We start from the raw sequence: 19,627 nt of genomic DNA on the forward strand, positions 1-19,627 counted from the left end.
GTGGGTGAGCAGGGCGTATGGGGGCGTTCCGCCTGGCCGGTGTGGAACCCGGCCCGGCCGGCCTCCCGTACGGCTCACATCCGCGGCGTCGTCGTGCTGTCGCTCCTCCTGCTCTGGCCGCTGTGGGACGCGCTCGGACCGTACGGGATCTGGCCGGAGAGCGTGGCGGTGCGGATCGCGATCGGAGTCGTCACGCTTCTGTACGCGGCGGGCTGGCTCGGCGCCATGGTCGCCGGGGTTCGCCTGCCGCCCCGGCGGCGGATCCTGCTCGTCGGGACGCTGTTCGCGCTGGCGGTCGTCGCGGCCCTGCTGCGCAACGGCCCGCTCTACCTCGGCCACGCAGGCGTGTTCGGCTTCGTGCTCGCGGTGGCGGCCTGGCTGCTCCCGGCCCGCTGGGGCGTGCTGCTCGGGCTGGCGACCTGGGTGGTTCAGGTGCTCGCCCACTGGATGGCCCCCGGTCCCGTCCATTGGGGACATGTGGGCGGGCTCGTCCCCGGGATCGTGATCCCGGTGGCCGTGACGCTGCTGATCCGGCTCGTCGTCCAGCTCGGCCAGGCCCGCGAGGAGATCGCGGCGCTGGCCGCGGCGGCGGAGCGCGACCGGCTGGCCAGGGACCTCCACGACGTGCTCGGGCACAGCCTGACCACGATCACCGTGAAGACCGGCCTGGCCCGCCGGATGCTGGAGAGCGGCGGCGACCCGGAACGCGCGCTGGCCGAGTTGCGCGACGTCGAGCGGTTGTCCCGGCAGGCGCACAGCGAGGTGCGCCTGACCGTGTCCGGCCGCCGCCGTCCCTCCCTCGCCGCCGAGCTGGCGGGGGCCCGCGCCGCGCTGCGGGCCGCCGGGATCAGCCCGATCCTCCCGCCGTCCGCGGACCACGTCCCGGCCGAACTGGCCGAGCCCTTCGCGTACGTCCTGAGGGAGGGGGTCACCAACGTGATCCGGCACAGCGGTGCGACGCGGTGCGAGGTGCTGCTCGGAGACGACTGGCTGGAGGTGCGCGACAACGGCACGGGGCAGAAAACGGCGGGGCAGCACGCGGCGGGGCCGGGCAACGGGCTCTCCGGGTTGGCCGAACGGCTGCGAGCCGTCGGCGGGCGGATCGAGGCGGGCCCGCTGCCCGCGGGCGGCTTCCGGCTGCGGGCGAGCCGCGCATGATCAGGGTGTTGCTCGCCGACGACCAGGCGCTCGTACGCGGCGCGCTGGCGGCGATGCTCGCGCTGGAGCCCGACATCGAGGTGGTGGCCCAGGTCGGCTCGGGCGAGGAGGTCGTCGAGGCCGCGCGGCGGACTGTTCCCGACGTGGCGTTGCTGGACGTGCAGATGCCGGGCAGAGACGGCCTGGAGGTCACCGCCGACCTGCGCGCCGCGCTGCCGTCCTGCCGGGTGGTGATCTGTACGACCTTCGGGCGGCCGGGCTATTTCGCCCGTGCCATGGAGAACGGCGCCTCGGGATTCGTCGTGAAGGACGCGCCGCCCGAGCACCTGGTCGACACGGTGCGCCGGGTCCACGCGGGCCTGCGCGTGGTCGATCCCGCCCTGGCCGCCGAGTCGCTCGCCAGCGGATCCAGCCCGCTGACCGCGCGGGAGCGCGACGTGCTGCGCGCGGCCCGGCAGGGCGGCACCGTGGCGGAGATAGCGCGGAGCCTGCACCTATCCGCGGGGACCGTACGCAACCACCTGTCGGCGGCGATCGGCAAGACCGGCGCGAGCACCCGCGCCGAGGCCGCACGGATAGCCGACGAGCACGGCTGGCTCTGAGCCGTCTCCCCGCCTCCAAAGAGGCGCTGCGTGCGCCGAAGGGAGGATGCGGGCCGAGCGGGATCCCTCGCAGCATTGCGGCCATGTCACACTCGTCCGTAATTGGGGGCGCCGCACTGGTCGTTGGACCGCTGGTATGGCTGGCCGGACTGACCACCCGCCATCTGGCGGTCACGGCAGCGACCTTCACTCCGGCACAGGCCGCGCGACTGGCCGGCGCGGAGTTCGACGGGCCAAAGGAACTCGCCGCGTACGCGCAGCATCCGGACCTGGTCACGGCCGGTTACGCGCTTTTCGCCGCCGGCGCCGTCGTACTGTGCCTCGCTCTCGTCACCCTGGCCCGCGTCGCCGCCGCGCGGTCACCGCGGCTCGCCCTCGCCGGTGGCGCGCTCGTGGTGGTGAGCCTGTTCGCGCGCCTGTACTGGGCCGGTGTCGACCATACGGCCTTCCAACTCGTCGATCGGGTCGGCGTCGACCAGGCGACCAGGATCGTGATGGACATCTACCCGCAGATCTCCTACGGGCCCTGGAGACTTCCCGTGACGGCGGCCTTCGGTTGGTACCTCGGCGTGCCACTGCTGGGCGCGGCGGCCTTCCGCGCGGGGACGTTCGGGCTCATCCGCCTTGTCCTGTTCCTCGCTTCCGCGACCCTCTGGAGCGGTGTGCTCAAAGCCAGCACGTGGGATGGGGTCGCCTCGTCGGCGCTGCTGTGCCTGGCGCTGGTGCCGCTGGGAGCCGGTCTGCTGCGTGGCCGGACAGCCCCGCCGTTGCGTTCTAGCGTGGGTCTGTGGACGGCGTGGCGGCACAGATGAGGGTGTGGGAGACACGGCTGGCGCCATGGACCCTGCCGGTCGTGGCCTGGTGCGCGGCGGCGTTCCCCGCCGTGCTGCCGCACGCGCAGCCGTACGCCCGACTCGCCGCGATCGCGATCGGGCTGATGGCCGCCGTCGCGGCGTGGAAGGTGTCGACATGGGCCCTGCTCGGGCTGGCGACGGCGGAGGCGTTGTTCACGCCCCCCGCACTGCTGCTGGGCGTGGCGTCATACCTCGCGGCCACCACGCTCAGACGCCCATCCGTACTGCCGGGCTACGTGGTGGTGGCGAGTGCGGTGGCGGTCGTGCCGCAACCGGGCGAGGACCTGACCTCCGCCCTCGGCGGTGCGCCCTCGCTGGTCTGGCTGCCGCTGGCGGTGGGACTGTGGGCCGACGCCCGCAGGCAGGTGGTGGCCGCGTTACGCGAGCGTGCGCAGCGGCTGGAACGCGAGCAGACGGCCCGCGCGGAGCAGGCACGTGCCCATGAGCGCGCCCGTATCGCCAGGGACATGCACGACATCGTGGCGCACCGGGTCTCGCTGATGGTCCTGCGGGCGGGCGCACTGGAGGTCAACGCCCCCGACGACAAGACAGCCCAGGAAGCCGAACTGATCCGGACGACGGGCAAGGAGGCGCTGGCCCAGCTCAGGACCGCCCTAGGCATCCTCGGCGGCAAGGAGGGCGAAGGCTTCCACCCGCAGCCGACCCTGGCCGACCTCGACTCGCTGCTCGAGCAGTCTCGCTCCGCGGGCGTACCCGTGGAGATGCGGGAGGAGGGCACGACGGGCCCGTTGCCCGTGCTGCCGCAGCACACCGCCTACCTCGTCGTTCGAGAGGCGCTCACCAACATCCACAAGCATGCCGGTCCCACCGCCACCCGCGTGACGCTGCGCCACCTTCCCGCCGCCCTGGAGGTCACCGTCAGGAACGCGCCGCCCGTACGGCCTGTGCCCTCCCTGCCGGGAAGCGGGCTCGGACTCATCGGGCTGAGGGAACGGGTCGAGTTGCTCGGCGGGGAATTCAGCGCGCGGGCGGCCGACGACGGCGGGTTCGTGGTGTGGGCGAGGCTGCCGAAATGATCAGAGTCCTCATCGCGGACGACGAGGCGCTCGTACGGACCGGTCTCCGGATGATCCTGGAGTCCGCCGGTGACATCGCGGTGGTGGCCGAGGCCCAGACCGGCGCGGAGGTGGTCGACGCGGTCGCCCGCCACTGGCCGCAGGTCGTGCTCATGGACGTACGCATGCCTCGCATGGACGGCGTGACCGCGCTCCAGCACATCAACCGGTCGCCGAATCCGCCGAAGGTGGTCATGCTCACCACCTTCGACCGTGAGGAGTACGTCTACGGCGCGCTGCGCGCCGGGGCCGCAGGGTTCCTGCTGAAGGACACCGCGCCCCGCGACCTGATCGCGGCCGTACGCGCGGTGGCCGAGGGCAGCGCGATGCTCTCGCCCACGGTGACCAGACGGGTGCTCGACGCCTTCGCCGGACAGCAGGCGGCCGACGTGCGCGCCGCGCGTGAACGCCTGGCCGTCCTGACGGAACGCGAACGCCAGGTCGTCCGGGCGGTGGCGCGCGGACTGTCCAACGCCGAGATCGCCCGCGAACTCGGCATGACGCAGACCACGGTGAAGACACATGTCAGCCGCTCGCTTTCCAAGCTCGGGCTGACCAACCGGGTTCAGATCGCCCTGCTGGTCCGGGACGCCGGCGAGTCCGGCCGGGCCGGATGAGCGGACGCATGGTTGTGCCCGTTACGCCGCGTGCGTCCACCCCCATGCCGCCGCTTCGCGGCGGTCCTCCTGGAAGCGTGTGATCGTCATGACGATCGCGATGGCCAGGGCGGCCGTCGCGATCGACAGGACGTTGCCGACGATGTCGAAAACGGCCGCATTCCGAATGGCCGGCATTTCCTCGGCATTCGCATAGGTCCGCCGCCCCACTGTGGCCAGTAGTCCGGTGACCAGCCACGCGAGCCACCAGGCCCAGACCAGGGCGGCCCGGCGGGCGGTCGTGAAGTGTGCGGACTCTTCGATAGCGCCGGGCTTGGACGACGTCCAGATATCGTCGACGATTTGTTTTGGAAATACGAAATTGACGATTGGGACGACCCATCCGAAGATCAGCCAGGGCTTGGCGCGCCGGTGCGGCCAGGGGCTCAGGATCTCGGCGTTCGCCCGGGCCCGGAACAGCCAGATCAGGAACATGACCCCGGTAGCGGCGAAGGCGACGCTCTCCACCAGGCCGGATATGAGATACCGTGCGTCGTTGGCTTGGAGGTCGCGGATGGGGACCGCATCGCTGTCGGCCAGGAACCTGTCGATGAGCACGACCCGCTGCACGTCGATGACGGAGGCGATCACGTACACCAGAGAATCGACGGCCAGCATCACGACGGTCGCCGTCCCCAGACTTCGTATCGGACGCAGCGGCGCAGGCGGTGGTGTGGAATACACAAAGGACTCCTCACAATAGGCCGACAACTAATCGTCCGATACCGGGCGCAAAATCGACCGTTCGCGTTTCTCTCCTGGAATGGTTTCGGAATATCGCCGTAGCCGGACGACGGCGTCCGGCCATGCTGCGGCCGGTGGGCCATGACGCCGCGCCGCGATCGCCGGCGTCCCCGGGAAAAGCGAATGACCGGCACGCGGCTCGAGCGCGAGAATCGCCCTCATGTCTCAGCCGATCCTGCGTACCGACCGCATCACGCTTGTTCCGCTGTCCGACGAACACCTGGAGCACGAGGTCGAACTGGACGCCGACCCCGAGGTCATGCGCTATCTCACCGGCCGTGCACGCAGCCGCGAGGAAGTGGAGGTGCTTCATCGCGAGCGGCTCGCCGCCGCGGACCGCGTCGCGGGGCTCGGCTTCTGGGCCGGTTTCGTGGACGGGCAGTTCGTCGGCTGGTGGCTTCTGGAGCCGCCTGCGCGAGCCGACCAGGGCCCGGTCGAAGGGCAGGCCGAACTCGGATACCGGCTCCTGCGTCGCTACTGGCGTCAGGGGTTGGCCAGCGAGGGAGCCCGCGAGCTCCTCCGCCACGGATTCGAAGACCTCCGGCTGACCCGCGTCTTCGCCGAAACCATGGCGGTCAACACCGCCTCCCGCGCCACGATGACGGCGATCGGCATGCGGCACGTCCGTACGTTCCACTTGGACTGGGAGGAACCGCTGCCCGGCAGTGATCTCGGTGAGGTCGAGTACGCGATCAGCCGAGAGCAATGGCTCGCTTCCCAAGCGGCCACGCTTGGTTAAGTTGTCGGCATGGAGGCAGAGGTCGGCGGCGCAGCGGTGCATTACGTCGAGCACGGCAGCGGACTCCCCGTGGTGGCGTTGCACGGAGCGGGGGTGGATCATCGCGAGATGGTCGGCTCCCTGGAGCCGCTCTTCCGTGACCGGCCGGGTTATCGGCGCGTCTATCCGGACCTGCCCGGCATGGGCCGCACTCCGGTGCCGGACTGGTTGCGCGGCTCCGACGACGTCCTCGATCTCTTACTCGGTCTGATCGACGCGGTCGTCGGCGACGAGGCGTTCGTGATCGTCGGCCAGTCGTTCGGCGCGTACCTGGCCAGGGGCATCGCGGAGCGGCGTCCGGCTCAGGTCGCTGGGCTGGCGCTGATCTGCCCTCTTGGCGAGGAGTCGCGTGACGTGCCCGCACACGCGGTGCTGCACGCCTCGGTCGACGTGGCCGATGTGCTGAGCCCGGCCGAGCAGACCCAGTTCCGGGACTACTTCGTGGTGCAGACGCCTGCCACTCTCGAACGGTTCCGGGAGTACGTCGCCCCGGCCATTCCGCTCGTCGACCGGGACGGTCTGGGGCGGGTGTTCGAACAGTGGCGGCTGAGCCACGCTTCCGCGGACGGGTCTCCGTACACGGGCCCGACCCTGATCCTGGCCGGGCGGCAGGACGCCACGGTGGGGTACGCCGGTGCGTGGGATCTGGTGGAGCGGTATCCGCATGCCACGTACGCCGTCCTGGACCGGGCCGGCCACGCGCTGCCGCACGAGCAGACCGGGCTGCTCACCGCGTTCGTCGCCGAATGGCTCGACCGTGTGAACGAGCGCCTCGCCGGGTGAGCCACGCTCACGGATTCGGCGGGTAAGGGTCGCTGCGCAGCCTGCTGTACATCCAGCCGTCGCGCCACTGACCGCGGAGGAACTCCACCGCGCGTAAGACGCCCTCCAGTTTGAAGCCGGCCTTCTCCAGCGACTTCTGTTCCGCGGTGTTCTCCGGATGGGTGAACGCCTGGATGCGCTCGACCGGGGTGTGGGTGAACAGGTAGTCGCACAGCATCGCCTGAGCGCGCCAGCCGATGCCACGGCCACGCCAGTCCGGCAGCAGGGCGATCCCTATCTCCCAGTATCGGGAGACGCCGAACCCTCGGGCCGACCAGCTCACCAGGCCCGCGGCCGTGCCGTCGGCCTCGACGATGAGCCTGCTGTCGTCCTCGCCCAGGTATCCGTCCTTGGCGAAGCGACGTGCCGGTGCCTGGGCGTCGCGAAACCCCGCCCAGTCCAGGCCGATCAACCCCGGCTCCGTGGCGAAACGCCGGAACATGCCGAGATCGTCTTCTGTCACCGGCCGCAGCCGTACCTCAATCGCGCTCACCGTGCCGCCTCCCGTCGATGTTCTTCGACACTAGCGCTGAGATCATCAGCCGCTGACGGCGCGAAGGGCGCCGGGGTGACGGCCGGTGAGGCGGTCGAGCCTGGCGGCGGTGGCGTCGTCCGCGGGGAGATAGGCGATCAGGAACTGGTTGTCGTCGTCGGCCAGGCCGAGGGTTTCATAGGCCAGCCGTAGTTCGCCCGCCTCCGGATGCGTGAGCCGTTCGAGGCCGGTGCGCCTGGACGGGCCCGGCGGAGTTTTCAACCGGTCGGTGAAGGGGGCGCCGACGGCGAGGGTCAGTTCGTCGACAAGGTGCTCGATGTGCGGGTCCCCGCGGGAAACGCCCAGTTTCAGCCCGGCGAGCCGCTCGTCGGCGACTCGGTTCCACTCGGGATATGCGGCTCTGGCCCGGGGATCGGCGAAGACGTACCGCACCAGGTTGGGCGGCCGGCGGTCCAGCAACCCGATCGGGCCGGTGAGCCGCTCGTAGCCGTTCGTGTACGCGAGCACGTCACCGAGACGGTTGACCACCAACGCCGGGGCGGGTTCGAGCCGGTCGAGCAGTGCCCGGACGGTGGGCCGGACCGACTGCGCGGGCGGCCCCTGGCACGGGCCGACAAGCCGGCCGGCGCCATCGGCCGCCTTGAAGTGGTGGAGCAGATGGAGGCGCTCGTCGGCGGACAGGCGCAACGCGTCGGCGAGGGCGGCGAGCACAGGCACCGAGGGATGACGATCACGCCCCTGCTCGAGCCGGGTGAGGTATTCGACGCTGATCCCGGCGAGCGTGGCCAGTTCGGAACGGCGCAGGCCGGGGGTGCGGCGCCGGCCGCCGCCGGGCAGCCCGACCTCGGTGGGGGTGACGGCCTCGCGGCGGGCCCGCAGGAACTCGCCCAGGGTGTTGTCGCTCACGATTCGCAGGCTACCGAGTGGCCTCGTTTCCGATCGTGGCCCTGCGGGGGCCAGTCTCGGCCCGGCCTCCCTCCGACGGTCCCTGTCGCCGGATTCTTTGTTTCCAACAGTCGTAAGGAGCGTTGAAATGGATCTGGGACTCAGGGGCCGTACGGTCATCGTGACGGGAGCCTCCGGCGGCATCGGCCGGGAGATCGCCCGCGGGTTCGCCGCCGAAGGGGCCGACGTGGTGCTCACCTACCACCACTCCCAGGCGGGCGCGGAGCGGCTCGCCAAGGAGATCGACGGACGCTCGCTGGTCGCGCCGTACGAACTGGACGACGACGAATCGGCCCGCGGCCTGGTCGAGACCGTGCTCGCATGGTCCGGCCGGATCGACGTGCTCGTCAACAACGCCGTGCACTGGGGCGCCACCGAGCCGGAGGCGGACCTTCCCTTCGAGGCCGTGCCCGACGAGAGGTGGCAGAAGATGATCCGGGCGAACGTCGAGGGCGCGCTCCGGCTCAGCCGGGCGGTCGTCCCGTCCATGCGGGAGCGTGGATGGGGCCGGATGGTGCACATCTCGTCAAGCATCGCGGTCGACGGCATGCCCGGTGGGGAGTACTACGGGGCGGCCAAGGCGGCACTGCACGGTTTCAGCAGGTCCGCGGCGTTCGGGCTGGGGAAGGACGGCGACATCCTGTCCAACGTCGTGATGCCCGGGTTCACCAGGACCGAGACCAATGTCGCGATGGTCGAGCAGGCAGGCGATCACTACAGTGCGCGGGCTCCGATCGGCCGCCTGCTCGACGCCGCCGAGGTCGCGCGCGCCGTCGTCTACCTGGGCTCGGCCGCCAACACCGGCATCACCGGACAGGCCATCAAAGTGACCGGTGGCGCCTGACGGGTCAGGAGACCGTGCCCCAGTCCCAGAGGGCTTGCAGGACCGGACCGAGGGAGCGTCCACGCGGGGTCAGGCTGTACCGGACCCGAGGCGGCCAGCCGGAGAGGCGGTGACGGTCGACGACCCCGACGTCCGCGAGGTGGGCCAGCCGTTCGGAGAGAACCTTGTCCGAGAGGCGGGGCAGTATGCGGCGGAGCTCGCTGAACGTACGGTCGCCGCGGAGGAGTTCGCGGATCACCAGTGTCGTCCACCTGCCGCGGAGCGCCGCGAGGGTGATCTCCACAGGGCAGGACGGGGAAGGCTCGGCGGCCTCGCCCATCGGGCCGTCCGGAAGGCCGGCCGGGCGATGCAAACCCTTTGGTTAGCCACGAAAGCGCCTCCTAATGTTCCTCGCGGTTCCTGTACGACCGGAGGGATGAAAGCCGATGAGTCGAGAAATAGCACGCCGGGCCGAGGACGTCCCCGCGGTGTTCGCCGCGCGATTCAACAGCGGCGTGCCGGCCGCTGTGTCGGAGATGTACGAGGACGGCGCCGTGTTCGTGCCGAGTCCCGGCATGGCAGTGACCGGGGACGGGATCGGCCGGGCAAACGCCGAATTCCTCGGTCTCGGGGTGCCGATCACAGTGCGGCCCCGGCACACCTACGTGTCCGGCGATCTCGCGCTGCTCGTGGTGGACTGGACCATCGACGGCGTGGACGTCCGGGGTGATCGGGTGCGCATCGAGGGCACCGCGACAGACGTCGCCCGCCGCGGCCCGGACGGCGTCTGGCGGTACGTCATCGACAACCCGTTCGGGGTGGCGCCTGTGGAAGGAAACTGAATCAAGAGGCGGGGCAGCGGTAATCGGCGTGGCGGTTGGGGGAGCAGCACACCACGCCGCAGGTGAGGAAACGGCCGCCGGTCAGCCAGATGCCCCACTGCACGTCCACGCCGTTGGTGAGTGCCTCGCGGGCGGTCTCCAGCCTGAAGTCCAGCCCGATCCGGGCCTCGTCGGCCGGGCGAAGGAAGGAGCTTTCCATCGTCCGGTAGCGCTCCGCGAGCCAGGCGAGAGCGTCGTCGGGCGAGGCCGGAGAGGCGTCGATCCGGCGGGCCGGCTTCAGCAGCCAGTCGCACGTACGCATCGGCGGCAGGGGAGAGCTCGTGAACGGACCGGGATCGGCGGGCGGCAGCGGCGGTCGCCGCTCGGCCTCGTTGCGCAGCTCTTCCCCGATCCCGCTCCACACGTAGCAGTGCAGGTGCATGGCGCTCCGTACAGTGGGGGTGGCCCCTGCTTGCTAGCACCGGGCAGGGGCCACCGTGCTCCTACAGTGTGGTCAGGCCGGCCGCGCGAAGCTCGGCACCGGTGAAGCGGAGAGTCCCGGCATCCGGGTTCTTGCTGTCACGCAGGGCGAAGGCGTCGGCCTCGCCCGGAATCGGGGCCAGCTCGACGCAGGACTCCATGTCCTCCTCCTGCTGGTTGCCGCCGCACAGCCGCCGGAAGCGCACTCCGGCGAGGTCGCGGTCGTACAGGTCCATCGTGTTCCTTTCCTGTTGGTGGTCCGCCCCGGACGGTTCGCCGGGCGGGCGTCTTCATCGGGCCTTGCCGAGCAACAGATCCGTCCACAGCCGTCGCGCCCGCGCGTCGGGCAGCCGTTCGGTCTCCCGGACCTCCGGCCTTTTGTCGGTTCGGTCCGTACGGCGGACGAACAGCAGCCCGCCCGAGGCGCACAGCTCGTACGCCAGCAGCGCGCAGTGGTCGCAGGTATGGGCCATGACCCGGGCCCGGACGCTGCGCCTGGTCTCCCGCATCCACCGGATCGCGACATGTTCGGGCTGCTCCGGCGCCACATGCAGCCCGGGACATCCAGAGTCGGCCTGGGCCAGAGCATCGAGCGCCCGGACAGCGGACGCTCGGAGGGCAGGTACGCCGTCACTCACTGGGGCAACAACCCTGCGGCGAGCTCCTCCTGGTCGCGGAGTTGCGCAACGAGTTGGTCGGCGTCGTCAGCGTCGATGGTGTGGCTCAGCCCGTGACTCAACTGCGCGTCAGTGAGCCGCTGGTTGCGCGTGGCCCATAGGCGATCGGCTGAGCTCCGCCAGATTGTCCAATGGGGGAACGCGGCCCGCAGATCCTGGAAGGTTGTCGTCGTGGACATGCCGACAGCATCACGCGCTGTGCTGGTGCGTTTACACCGCGTTCTCGGGACGTGCGGGACGTTTCGCGTTACCGTCTGGATACGTCCTCAACGTCCTCCCGATTCGAGGTCGCCGATGACCAATCACTCTCTACGCCAAGCCATGTCCAGTGCGAGACTTACCGAAAGGGACCTCGCGCTGCGGTGTGAGGTGGACGTTAAGACGGTGTCCCGCTGGCTGGCTGACGAGGCACGCGTGCCGCACCCACGTCATCGATGGGCCGCTGCCGAAGCGTTGGGAGTGGATGAGTCCGTGTTATGGCCCGAGGCGATAAGGAACACGGTCAAAACTGGACCTGATCGGGAGGTCGTGTCGGTCTACCCCTACCGGTCAGCCTGCCCGAAGAGCGTATGGCGGGCGCTCATCACCGACGCGAAGTCGACAATCACGTTGGCCGGATACACGAACTACTTCCTCTGGCTTGAGCACCCCAATCTGGCGAAGGTGCTCAAGCGCAAAGCTGAGCAGGGATGCCGCGTCCGCTTTCTGATCGGCGACCCCGACAGCGAGATAACCCGCCGACGTGAGGAAACCGAAGGCGTTCCGCTCACGGTGTCCACTCGGATCCGCATCACACTGGCCGAACTCGACCAGCTCAAGGACGTGCCCGGTATCGAGGCGCGGTTCGGTGACGAGCACATCGCCCTGTCGGCGTTCCAGTTCGACGACGAGATGCTCGTCACCCCGCACCTGGCCAAGCTGGTCGGCCACGACTCGCCGCTCCTGCACCTCAAGCGCCACCAGGACGACGGCCTCTACGACCGCTTCGCCTACCACGTCAAGGAGCTGTGGTCGGCCGGCCGAGAAATATGGCGGCAGGTGTAGCACGACGTTCCCCTGCTTGTCGCTAATCAAATGACCGTGGGGAACTCGCTACATCTAGTCCTTGGTCCAGCACGCTCGATGGTAAGCAACGTGCCTCAGATCAATTTTGTGGTTCTTGTGCACGCGCAGCTGACCTACTGCTTGGCCAGTTAATGCATCCATAACGTGTAGATCGTCCGTAAGGTAGATTGCCCCATTATCGAAGCGTACGTGATCGTTCGGGCATAGGCAGAGGAGATTTTCTGGTATGTCGGGACCATGGTGAGGCTGCCCCAGGCCGCGTATGTGGGCACCTTCGCTGTACAGGCCTCCCTCTACTTGTATGGCAAGTCCGCAGACCTGGCATTCGTGTGAGTACCAGGACTTAACGATGTGCGCGATCATGCTGTTTCGCACGATACGCTGTATGATCGAGGTAGTTACCGGAGCGGGCCCGACGGCATACTGATCAATCGACGCAGGACTGGTGACTTTTGGTGTCGATACTTCCCCGTCTTCGAGCTTGACCAGGCGGAACTGCCAGACGCGAAAGCCGTCCACCCCCATCTTGGCCCAATGGCTTTCCACTCGATAGAGTCCGTCGTATCGATAGCCCGAGCTTGGTGCGAATGGCGACTGGTGATGCCGCTTGTTGTGACGTCCTCGTATGACGCGTACCGGCAGTCCCTCTAATTCACTACGAACGAGAGCGGCATTTCCTGAGTCGGTTAACTCTTGGTCTCGAATCTGGCGCCCAGTATTTGGGTCGCGTCCCCCATGCCCAGTGTAAATAATTATTTCCCCGTAGTCCGCATCGTCTACGTATCCGCCAGATACTACGATTGCGTCCGCTCCGGTTTTGGCGTTACCGGATATGCCTGCCATGTTCTGTGAGTGCAGGCCGGCAATTCGAAGTTCTTCTCTGTTCTTGAATGGAGAACCTGTGGGGTAACCCGCGATGTGTCCGAACTGTACTGCCATGCTGCAACATGATGGCATATGGAGTAACCACAAGAGCACCTTAGCCCGATTTGTGGTCATATAGGTATATGTGAGCGCAACGCCTATTGGTTGGAGTACTTCCACGGGACCGTCGGGAAGGTGCCGGTATGAGCTCCTCATCCCGCAACTAGGGCGTCAGGTGGTAAGGGCTGTCACCTGAACATCCATCTCCAGTTGAGTGCTGCTTGAGCGATCGCTTAAGTCGGCCTACCCTCGTTTTGAGCGATCGCTCAAGACGCTGGAGGGTGCTGTGGCGCGGTCTGTGTACGTCGAGTGCTTGATCCGGGCCGACATGGAGGCTCTGTGGGAGCGGACGCAGCGGCCTGAGCTGCATCAACGTTGGGATCTCCGGTTCGCAGAGATCGACTACCTGCCGCGTGCCGACGACGGGCCGCAGCACTTCCGGTACGCCTTTCGGCTCCTGCCGGGGCTTGTCATCACCGGCGACGGTGTCACGACCGGGGAGCGTCAAGACACCGGCGACAGGACGTCGGCGCTGCGGTTCGGCTCGGGCCATCCGCTCTCGCTGATTCGATCGGGCTCCGGTTACTGGCGGTACGTCCCCACCCACGACGGGGTCCGCTTCATCACCCGGTACGGCTATCGCCCCGGCTGGGGCAAGGCCGTGGACCTCGTGTTCCGGCCGCTCATCGGCTGGGCGACGGCCTGGTCCTTCGACCGGCTTCGCCTCTGGCTGGAGACCGGCCAGACGCCGGAGCGTTCCCTGTGGCAGGCCCTCGCCGAACTCTGCCTCCGTACCCTCGCGACCGCCGTCGCCGTCGCCATCACCCCGGCCGTCATCGCCTGCCTCATAGGAGCGGCGGCCATCCTCCTGCCGCCGCTCCCGTCAACCCCTGCGGCCCGCCGATGCCGGCGCCGCCCGCCCGATCGGCAGGCGGCAAAAGCTCCCCTGACGCACCTGGAGACGCCATGACCTCGATCTTCGAACGTGCCCTCGGCGCCGACTTTGCCCGTCTACACCCGCAACTGCGGCACCGCTTCGGCGTGAGCGTCACCGGCGGGCGGGCCTGCGTGGGCACGGGGGTGATGGAGCACATTTGGCATGCGGGCTTCACCCGGCCGTTCCTCGCCCTCGGCGGAACGCGCAACATCCTGGTCCCCGAGCAGGGCCGGCAGGTGCCGTTCACGATCGAGAACTACCCGTACATCGACTCCTACGGACGGGAGACGGTCAGCTTCGTCCGCACATTCGATCTGCCCGGCCACCGCAGACGGTTCGACGCCCAGATGGTGTACGACCCCGTCAAGGGCATCGTCGACTACCTGGGCTCGCATCAGCATGTGGCCGTGGACCTGGACTTTCAGGTGGACGAGCGCGGGGGCCTCGTCATCCGCTCCAGCGGGTTCCGCCTGCACGAGGGGCGGCTCTCCTGCCGTCTTCCCGCGCTCATGACCGGCACGGCCGTCGTGAGGGAGTCGTACGACGACGGGACGGGGGAGTTCCGCGTCGGGGTGACCGTCTCGCACCACAGGCTGGGCCCGATGTTCGGTTACTGGGGGGCATTCAAAGCCCGGTACGTAGACGTCTCGGAACACGGCGTGCCCGCCGCCCTGAAGCCGCGGCGCGAAGAGGCACGCCTGTGAGATCAACGCAGCGGGGGTACGGCGTTGCGAGCGCGTTCGAGAGCGAGGGATGGCCACCAGGTGCCGCCGACGGGGTCCACCTGGTGATACACCGGATCCTCCGGCCCGGGGCCGCCCCGGAGGCACCGGCCGCTGGACTCTCCGGGGTGGCGGATCCACAGGAAGGCGTCGGCCAGCTCGTTGCCGGTGTCGGTGGTCGGGCGCAGGCCGACGCCCCGCCCTGGCGGGTTGCACCACAATTGAGGGTCGGCGTACTTGCCCTCGGGGGCATCCCACACGCCCTTGCCGTTGCGGCTGGTGTCGATGACGAAGTGGGTCAGCGGCGCGTCGGCCGGCACGGCGTCGATCTCGGCGTCCGCACAGGTGCCGCCGCCCTTGGTGCTCAACAGGTAGACGCAGCGGGAGAGCCTGTCCCCGTATCGGAGGAGGCTGTCGGTGTGCTGGAAGTCCGAGCTGTTCAAATAGAAGCCGTCGGCCCGCCCCACCCCGGCGTTCACGAGCCGATCGGCCATCACGACGAAGTCGGGCCACCCCTCGATGCCGCCGTCGAGGTAGACGGCCGTGTGCGGGAGCTTACCCAGTCGGTCCACCGCGTAGCCCAGCTCGCGGTAGCGCTCGGTCATCCCCGCCTTCCCGCCCGAAGGGCAGTCGTCGGTGCCCGGCAGCTCGGTCAGGCTGTTGGGTTCCAGCACCACGACCGCCCGGCCGGCGCCGATGCCGGCCGCGATCCGGTCGATCCAGTCCTTGTACGTCTGCTCGTTCGGCGCCCCCCGATCGGAGCAGTCCAGCAGCGGGACGTAATCCGTGAGGAACACCGGTACGGCGTCGTGGGCCGCGGCGAGCCGCATGGTGGACGTGACCGTGTCCTTCACCTCGGCGACCGGCATGTTCAGGTTCACGGAATGCGGCACTGCGGCCAGGGCGCGCATCAGCGCTGCGTCGGTTTTCCTGCCCTGCGCCTCCCAGAGGTCCGCCTGGCGCTGCGGGTCGAGCTCCTGCTTGTACGCGAACCGTACGCCGGGCTCGCGCAGCGGGTTGCCCCCGGTGTCTGCGGCGGAAGCGGACGGGACCGTGACAGCCACGGAGGCCGCCGAGGTGACGGACATGGTGGCGGACGAGCCGGACGAGGACGAGCCCGACGAGGTGCTGAGCCAGGTGGCGGTCACCGCCGCGACCAGGGCCAGCGCGCCCGCCCCGGTACCGATCATCAGACTGCGGCGGCGTCTCCCACCACCTCCGGGCAGAGTGGTAACGGACGGTGCCGCGGAACCGGTGAGCGTGTCGAGAATGTCCTGTACGGTCGGTCGTTCGGCGGGGTTCTTGGCCAGGGCGCGGGCGACCAGGGTGCCCAGCGGGCCGTCGAGGCCGGTCAGGTCGGGTTCGCCGTTGACGACTCGATTGAGCACGACGGGGAGCGATCCGTGGCCGAAGGGGGCGTGGCCGGTGCCCGCGTAGGTGATCGTGCTCGCCCAGGCGAAGACGTCGGAGGCGGGTGTGAGCGGGCCGCCCTCGAACTGCTCGGGCGACATGAACGAGGGCGTGCCGACGACGGCGCTGCTCATATGTCCGGCCATGTCTGACAGGTGAGCGATGCCGAAGTCGATGACTTTGGGGCCGATGGGGGAGAGCAGGACGTTGCCGGGCTTGAGGTCGCGGTGGATGATGCCGGCGGCGTGGATGGCGCGCAGGGCGGTCGCGACGCTGACGGCGAGCCCGTCCAGGCTGGAGCCGCGTAGCGGTCCGTCGCGTTCGACGGCCTCCCGGAGGTTCGGCCCGGGCACGTATTCGGTGACCAGGTAGACCGTTTCGCCGTCCACTTCCGCGTCCAGGACGGCGGCGGTGCAGAAGCGGGCGACTCGTTTGGCGGCCTCGACCTCGCGGCGGAACCGGCGGCGGAAGTCGGGGTCGGCGGCGATCGTGTGGTGGAGCAGCTTGACCGCCACGCGGGTGCCGTCCGGAGCCTCGCCCAGGTAGACGGTGCCCATCCCGCCCTCGCCCAGTCTGCGCAGCAGCCGGTACGGCCCCACCTGGGCCGGGTCACCCGCCCGCAGACCGGACTCATGCTGCTCGGGTAAGCCCCCCGTCTCGCTGCCGCCGTTCACATCGCCCCCGCTGGGATGTCCGGAAGGTCAGGCCACTACGGATCTTATTGACCACCGCCGGGCGCGGCCATGGCCGAACGCGTGCCACTACGGTGAAGCCGCGAAGAGGAACGAAGGGGGAGACGATGGGCGACACCCGTAGGCGGCTGCTCGAAGGCGCTCTGGAGACACTGCGAACCCAGGGCATCGCGGGGGCCTCGGCGCGGGCGATCGCCACCGCGGCCGGGGTGAACCAGGCGCTCGTCTTCTACCACTTCGGCACGGTCGACGACCTCCTCGCCGCGGCCCTGCGGCACGGCTCCGAGCAGCGGGTGGCCGTCTACCGGGCCCGGTTCGCGGCCGTGAACTCGCTGAAGGAGCTGCTCGACCTCGGCCGTGCGCTGCACGCCGAGGAACGCGAGGCGGGAAACCTCGCCGTGCTCGCCCAGATGCTCGCGGGCAGCCAGATGGACGACAAACTCGCCCCCGCCACCGCGGCCGGTCTCGGCATGTGGGTCACCGAGATCGAGGAGGTCCTCAACCGGGTGCTGGCCGACAGTCCGCTCGCGGAGTTCGTGGACCTCGCCGGGCTCGCCCGCGCCACCGCGGCGGCTTTCGTCGGCCTCGAACTGTACGAGGGCGTCGACCAGGACGGCGCGGAGCGCGCGTTCGACAGCCTGGAGCAGCTCGCCGGCCTGGTCGGCGTCCTGGAGGACATGGGCCCGCTCGTACGGCGTACCGTCCGCACCCGCCTCCGCAAGGCCAACTCCGGCGAAAAGTGAGTCAGCGCAGCGGCGGGACGGCGTTGCGGGCGCGGTCGAGGGCGAGCACCGACCACCAGGTGCCGCCGATGGGGTCGACCTGGTGGTAGACGGGGTCCTGGGGCCCCTTGCCGCCCCGCGTGCACTGGCCGTTGGACTGCTCGGGGGAGCGAAGCCACAGGAACGCGTCGGCCAGTTCGCTGCCCGTGTCGGTGGTCGGACGGCGACCGACGCCGCGACCGGGCGGGTTGCACCAGATCTGCGGGTCGGCGTACTTGCCCTCCGGCGGCTCCCACCCGCCCTTGCCGTTCCGGCTGGTGTCGATGACGAAGTGGGTCAGGGGCGTCCCGGCCGGCACCGCGTCGATCTCGGCGCCGGTGCAGGTGCTCCCGCCGTTGTTCATCTTCAGGTAGAGGCAACGGGACAGGCTTTCCCCATACCTGAGAAGCTCGTCGGTCTCCTGGAAGTCCGCCGTGTTCAGGTAGAAGCCGTCGGCTCGCTTCACCCCGGCCTTCACGAGCCGGTCGGCGATCTCGACGAGGCTGGGCCAGCCCTTGATGCCGCCGTCGAGATACACGGCCGTGTGCGGGAGCTTCCCCAGGCGGTTCACCGCGTAGCCGAGCTCTCGGTAGCGCTCGGCCGCGCCCGCCTTGCTTCCCTGCGAGCAACTGTTGGAGCCGGGAAGCCTGGTCAGGCTGTTCGGTTCCAGCACGACCACCGTCCGCGCCTTGCCGATCGCCTTCGCCACACGGTCGATCCAGTCACGGTAGGACCGCTCGTCCGGCTCTCCCCATTGGGAGCAGTCCTTCATCGGCACGTGGTCGGTCACGAACACGGGAACGGCGTGACGCGCGGAGGCCAGCCGTACGGTGGACGCGACCGTGCGCCCGGCCTCGGCGGCCGGCATGTTCAGGTTCACAGGATGTGGCACTGCGGCGAGGGCGCGCATCAGTGCGGCGTCGGCCTTCTTACCCTGCGCGCTCCAGACGCTCGCCTGGCGCTGCGCGTCGGGATCCGGCCGGTACGCGAACCGTACGCCGGGCTCACGAAGCGGGTTGCCGCCACTGCCCGTCGGGGCCTTCGACGCGGCCGAGGCGATGGGCGTAGGCCCCCCGGAGACCACCACCGTGGAGCGAGTGGAGGTGACTGAGGAGGTCGCGGACGCCCCGGCATGCGTGTCGCCGCCCGAGGGCCATAAGGCGACCACCGTCGCGATCACCGCCAGCCCCGCGACTCCGGCCGCTGCCCCGGTGAGCAGCCTGCGGTGGCGTCTGTCGCCTCCGGGCAGTGTGGTGACCCACGACTCCGGCGCCACTGACGCCTGGGACATCACCTCCGCCCCGGATGCCGGCGAGGGCATCGCGGGGGAGCCGGTGAGGGCGTCCAGGATGTCCTGTACGGTCGCTCGTTCGGCGGGGTTCTTGGCCAGGGCGCGGGCGACGAGCGTGCCCAGCGGCCCGTCGAGGCCGGTCAGGTCGGGTTCGCCGTTGATGACCCGGTTGATGACGACCGGCAGCGGCCCGTTGCCGAAGGGGGCGTGGCCCGTGCCGGCGTACGCGACCGTGCTCGCCCAGGCGAAGACGTCGGAGGCGGGTGTGAGCGGGCCGCCCTCGAACTGTTCGGGGGACATGAAGGAGGGCGTTCCGACGACGGCGCTGCTGTGCGTGGCGGTGTCGGTCAGGTGGGCGACGCCGAAGTCGATGACTTTGGGGCCGATGGGGGAGAGCAGGACGTTGCCGGGCTTGAGGTCGCGGTGGATGATGCCGGCGGCGTGGATGGCGCGCAGGGCGGTCGCGATGCTGACGGCGAGGCCGTCGAGGCTGGAGCCGCGTAGCGGTCCGTCGCGTTCGACGGCCTCCCGGAGGGTGGGCCCGGGCACGTATTCGGTGACCAGATAGACGGTCTCGCCGTCCATTTCGGCGTCGAGGACGGCGGCGGTGCAGAAGCGGGCGACTCGTTTGGCGGCCTCGACCTCGCGCCGGAACCGGCGGCGGAAGTCGGGGTCGGCGGCGATCGTGTGGTGCAGCAGCTTGACCGCCACGCGCGTCCCGTCCGGAGCCTCGCCCAGGTAGACGGTGCCCATCCCGCCCTCGCCCAGTCTGCGCAGCAGCCGGTACGGCCCCACCTGGTGCGGGTCGCCCGTACGCAGGTCGGCGGGGTGCCACGGCGGGCCGGACGGCCATCCGGGGCCGGACTCGTGCCCGTCACCGAAACCGCCTAAGCCCC

Annotated in this window: 24 protein-coding genes; 13 read left to right on the forward strand and 11 right to left on the reverse strand. The window is 69.5% G+C overall.

The features are described 5' to 3' along the window. From B1L11_RS18170 to B1L11_RS18190, 5 genes are all read left to right on the forward strand, one after another. Complete coding sequence (locus tag B1L11_RS18170; RefSeq protein ID WP_218671182.1) at positions 1 to 1,158, forward strand: sensor histidine kinase; 1,158 nt, start codon at positions 1 to 3, stop codon at positions 1,156 to 1,158. Then, entirely contained in the window at positions 1,155 to 1,760 is a 606-nt protein-coding gene (locus B1L11_RS18175; RefSeq protein WP_079315591.1) for a response regulator transcription factor, read from the forward strand. Before B1L11_RS18170 ends, B1L11_RS18175 begins: the two co-directional genes overlap by 4 nt. 83 nt (positions 1,761 to 1,843) lie before the next feature. Beyond that, entirely contained in the window at positions 1,844 to 2,572 is a 729-nt protein-coding gene (locus B1L11_RS18180; protein ID WP_079315592.1) for a hypothetical protein, read from the forward strand. Beyond that, positions 2,548 to 3,651, forward strand: coding sequence for a sensor histidine kinase (locus B1L11_RS18185; protein ID WP_256862657.1), 1,104 nt, complete (start codon positions 2,548 to 2,550; stop codon positions 3,649 to 3,651). The genes B1L11_RS18180 and B1L11_RS18185 overlap by 25 nt, the downstream gene beginning before the upstream one ends. Beyond that, positions 3,648 to 4,307, forward strand: coding sequence for a response regulator transcription factor (locus B1L11_RS18190; protein ID WP_079315593.1), 660 nt, complete (start codon positions 3,648 to 3,650; stop codon positions 4,305 to 4,307). Before B1L11_RS18185 ends, B1L11_RS18190 begins: the two co-directional genes overlap by 4 nt. A gap of 21 nt (positions 4,308 to 4,328) precedes the next feature. Here the strand turns inward: B1L11_RS18190 and B1L11_RS18195 are convergent, their stop codons facing one another. Beyond that, positions 4,329 to 4,964: a DUF4328 domain-containing protein gene (locus B1L11_RS18195; RefSeq protein ID WP_256862670.1), complete on the reverse strand. Its 636-nt coding sequence runs from the start codon at positions 4,962 to 4,964 to the stop codon at positions 4,329 to 4,331. Positions 4,965 to 5,250: 286 nt separating this feature from the next. Here B1L11_RS18195 and B1L11_RS18200 point away from each other — a divergent pair, with 286 nt between their 5' ends. Continuing rightward, on the forward strand, positions 5,251 to 5,829 hold the full coding sequence (locus B1L11_RS18200; protein WP_079315595.1) for a GNAT family N-acetyltransferase: 579 nt from the start codon (positions 5,251 to 5,253) through the stop codon (positions 5,827 to 5,829). Between the two features lie 9 nt (positions 5,830 to 5,838). Next, the gene (locus B1L11_RS18205) at positions 5,839 to 6,651 is read left to right on the forward strand and encodes an alpha/beta fold hydrolase (protein WP_079315596.1); all 813 of its coding nucleotides are present in this window, start codon (positions 5,839 to 5,841) and stop codon (positions 6,649 to 6,651) included. Between the two features lie 7 nt (positions 6,652 to 6,658). Here B1L11_RS18205 and B1L11_RS18210 read toward each other — a convergent pair whose 3' ends face one another. Next, positions 6,659 to 7,183 (reverse strand): GNAT family N-acetyltransferase, encoded by a 525-nt coding sequence (locus tag B1L11_RS18210; protein ID WP_079315597.1) that lies wholly within the window; start codon positions 7,181 to 7,183, stop codon positions 6,659 to 6,661. Between the two features lie 45 nt (positions 7,184 to 7,228). Next, positions 7,229 to 8,089, reverse strand: coding sequence for a helix-turn-helix domain-containing protein (locus B1L11_RS18215; RefSeq protein WP_079315598.1), 861 nt, complete (start codon positions 8,087 to 8,089; stop codon positions 7,229 to 7,231). 127 nt (positions 8,090 to 8,216) lie between these two features. On the opposite strand from B1L11_RS18215, the gene B1L11_RS18220 reads away from it, so the two are divergent. Then, positions 8,217 to 8,972: an SDR family NAD(P)-dependent oxidoreductase gene (locus tag B1L11_RS18220; protein WP_079315599.1), complete on the forward strand. Its 756-nt coding sequence runs from the start codon at positions 8,217 to 8,219 to the stop codon at positions 8,970 to 8,972. A gap of 4 nt (positions 8,973 to 8,976) precedes the next feature. Here the strand turns inward: B1L11_RS18220 and B1L11_RS18225 are convergent, their stop codons facing one another. Continuing rightward, positions 8,977 to 9,291 carry a helix-turn-helix domain-containing protein gene (locus tag B1L11_RS18225; protein ID WP_079315600.1) on the reverse strand — a complete coding sequence of 105 codons (315 nt, stop codon included), beginning with the start codon at positions 9,289 to 9,291 and terminating at the stop codon, positions 8,977 to 8,979. Positions 9,292 to 9,397: 106 nt separating this feature from the next. On the opposite strand from B1L11_RS18225, the gene B1L11_RS18230 reads away from it, so the two are divergent. Further along, positions 9,398 to 9,793, forward strand: a complete 396-nt coding sequence (locus B1L11_RS18230; protein WP_079315601.1) for a DUF4440 domain-containing protein — start codon at positions 9,398 to 9,400, stop codon at positions 9,791 to 9,793. 1 nt (position 9,794) lies between these two features. On the opposite strand, the gene B1L11_RS18235 is transcribed toward B1L11_RS18230, so the two are convergent. From B1L11_RS18235 to B1L11_RS18250, 4 genes are all read right to left on the reverse strand, one after another. Then, positions 9,795 to 10,214: a hypothetical protein gene (locus B1L11_RS18235; RefSeq protein ID WP_079315602.1), complete on the reverse strand. Its 420-nt coding sequence runs from the start codon at positions 10,212 to 10,214 to the stop codon at positions 9,795 to 9,797. Positions 10,215 to 10,275: 61 nt separating this feature from the next. Continuing rightward, positions 10,276 to 10,488, reverse strand: coding sequence for a DUF397 domain-containing protein (locus tag B1L11_RS51125; protein ID WP_079315603.1), 213 nt, complete (start codon positions 10,486 to 10,488; stop codon positions 10,276 to 10,278). A gap of 54 nt (positions 10,489 to 10,542) precedes the next feature. Beyond that, the gene (locus tag B1L11_RS18245) at positions 10,543 to 10,761 is read right to left on the reverse strand and encodes a hypothetical protein (RefSeq protein ID WP_256862658.1); all 219 of its coding nucleotides are present in this window, start codon (positions 10,759 to 10,761) and stop codon (positions 10,543 to 10,545) included. 125 nt (positions 10,762 to 10,886) lie between these two features. Beyond that, positions 10,887 to 11,108 (reverse strand): hypothetical protein, encoded by a 222-nt coding sequence (locus B1L11_RS18250; protein ID WP_079315604.1) that lies wholly within the window; start codon positions 11,106 to 11,108, stop codon positions 10,887 to 10,889. Between the two features lie 349 nt (positions 11,109 to 11,457). Here B1L11_RS18250 and B1L11_RS18255 point away from each other — a divergent pair, with 349 nt between their 5' ends. Further along, a complete protein-coding gene (locus tag B1L11_RS18255; RefSeq protein ID WP_256862659.1) occupies positions 11,458 to 11,973 on the forward strand; it encodes a DUF5919 domain-containing protein in 516 nt (171 codons plus the stop codon). Between the two features lie 54 nt (positions 11,974 to 12,027). On the opposite strand, the gene B1L11_RS54915 is transcribed toward B1L11_RS18255, so the two are convergent. Next, complete coding sequence (locus tag B1L11_RS54915; protein WP_372974689.1) at positions 12,028 to 13,074, reverse strand: YDG/SRA domain-containing protein; 1,047 nt, start codon at positions 13,072 to 13,074, stop codon at positions 12,028 to 12,030. A gap of 130 nt (positions 13,075 to 13,204) precedes the next feature. On the opposite strand from B1L11_RS54915, the gene B1L11_RS18265 reads away from it, so the two are divergent. After that, complete coding sequence (locus tag B1L11_RS18265) at positions 13,205 to 13,888, forward strand: hypothetical protein (protein WP_256862660.1); 684 nt, start codon at positions 13,205 to 13,207, stop codon at positions 13,886 to 13,888. Next, entirely contained in the window at positions 13,885 to 14,559 is a 675-nt protein-coding gene (locus B1L11_RS18270; RefSeq protein WP_079315607.1) for a DUF4166 domain-containing protein, read from the forward strand. The genes B1L11_RS18265 and B1L11_RS18270 overlap by 4 nt, the downstream gene beginning before the upstream one ends. A 2-nt stretch (positions 14,560 to 14,561) precedes the next feature. Here the strand turns inward: B1L11_RS18270 and B1L11_RS18275 are convergent, their stop codons facing one another. Further along, positions 14,562 to 16,661: a glycoside hydrolase family 6 protein gene (locus tag B1L11_RS18275; RefSeq protein ID WP_079315608.1), complete on the reverse strand. Its 2,100-nt coding sequence runs from the start codon at positions 16,659 to 16,661 to the stop codon at positions 14,562 to 14,564. A gap of 125 nt (positions 16,662 to 16,786) precedes the next feature. Between B1L11_RS18275 and B1L11_RS18280 the strand changes: the two genes are divergently transcribed. Beyond that, on the forward strand, positions 16,787 to 17,422 hold the full coding sequence (locus B1L11_RS18280) for a TetR/AcrR family transcriptional regulator (protein ID WP_079315609.1): 636 nt from the start codon (positions 16,787 to 16,789) through the stop codon (positions 17,420 to 17,422). 1 nt (position 17,423) lies between these two features. Here B1L11_RS18280 and B1L11_RS18285 read toward each other — a convergent pair whose 3' ends face one another. Next, positions 17,424 to 19,526 carry a glycoside hydrolase family 6 protein gene (locus B1L11_RS18285; RefSeq protein WP_179155206.1) on the reverse strand — a complete coding sequence of 701 codons (2,103 nt, stop codon included), beginning with the start codon at positions 19,524 to 19,526 and terminating at the stop codon, positions 17,424 to 17,426. Positions 19,527 to 19,627: the final 101 nt, after the last annotated feature.

Source organism: Microbispora sp. GKU 823 (genome assembly GCF_002027145.1).
GTDB classification, from domain to species: domain Bacteria; phylum Actinomycetota; class Actinomycetes; order Streptosporangiales; family Streptosporangiaceae; genus Microbispora; species Microbispora siamensis.

What these genes read in the sequence shown, in the direction of transcription:
- B1L11_RS18175 (WP_079315591.1), top strand. Translation starts at nt 1,155, where the DNA reads ATGATCAGGGTGTTGCTCGCCGACGACCAGGCGCTCGTACGCGGCGCG.
- B1L11_RS18180 (WP_079315592.1), top strand. Translation starts at nt 1,844, where the DNA reads ATGTCACACTCGTCCGTAATTGGGGGCGCCGCACTGGTCGTTGGACCG.
- B1L11_RS18190 (WP_079315593.1), top strand. Translation starts at nt 3,648, where the DNA reads ATGATCAGAGTCCTCATCGCGGACGACGAGGCGCTCGTACGGACCGGT.
- B1L11_RS18195 (WP_256862670.1), bottom strand. Translation starts at nt 4,964, where the DNA reads ATGCTGGCCGTCGATTCTCTGGTGTACGTGATCGCCTCCGTCATCGAC.
- B1L11_RS18200 (WP_079315595.1), top strand. Translation starts at nt 5,251, where the DNA reads ATGTCTCAGCCGATCCTGCGTACCGACCGCATCACGCTTGTTCCGCTG.
- B1L11_RS18205 (WP_079315596.1), top strand. Translation starts at nt 5,839, where the DNA reads ATGGAGGCAGAGGTCGGCGGCGCAGCGGTGCATTACGTCGAGCACGGC.
- B1L11_RS18220 (WP_079315599.1), top strand. Translation starts at nt 8,217, where the DNA reads ATGGATCTGGGACTCAGGGGCCGTACGGTCATCGTGACGGGAGCCTCC.
- B1L11_RS18225 (WP_079315600.1), bottom strand. Translation starts at nt 9,291, where the DNA reads ATGGGCGAGGCCGCCGAGCCTTCCCCGTCCTGCCCTGTGGAGATCACC.
- B1L11_RS18230 (WP_079315601.1), top strand. Translation starts at nt 9,398, where the DNA reads ATGAGTCGAGAAATAGCACGCCGGGCCGAGGACGTCCCCGCGGTGTTC.
- B1L11_RS18235 (WP_079315602.1), bottom strand. Translation starts at nt 10,214, where the DNA reads ATGCACCTGCACTGCTACGTGTGGAGCGGGATCGGGGAAGAGCTGCGC.
- B1L11_RS51125 (WP_079315603.1), bottom strand. Translation starts at nt 10,488, where the DNA reads ATGGACCTGTACGACCGCGACCTCGCCGGAGTGCGCTTCCGGCGGCTG.
- B1L11_RS18245 (WP_256862658.1), bottom strand. Translation starts at nt 10,761, where the DNA reads ATGCGGGAGACCAGGCGCAGCGTCCGGGCCCGGGTCATGGCCCATACC.
- B1L11_RS18250 (WP_079315604.1), bottom strand. Translation starts at nt 11,108, where the DNA reads ATGTCCACGACGACAACCTTCCAGGATCTGCGGGCCGCGTTCCCCCAT.
- B1L11_RS54915 (WP_372974689.1), bottom strand. Translation starts at nt 13,074, where the DNA reads ATGAGGAGCTCATACCGGCACCTTCCCGACGGTCCCGTGGAAGTACTC.
- B1L11_RS18270 (WP_079315607.1), top strand. Translation starts at nt 13,885, where the DNA reads ATGACCTCGATCTTCGAACGTGCCCTCGGCGCCGACTTTGCCCGTCTA.
- B1L11_RS18280 (WP_079315609.1), top strand. Translation starts at nt 16,787, where the DNA reads ATGGGCGACACCCGTAGGCGGCTGCTCGAAGGCGCTCTGGAGACACTG.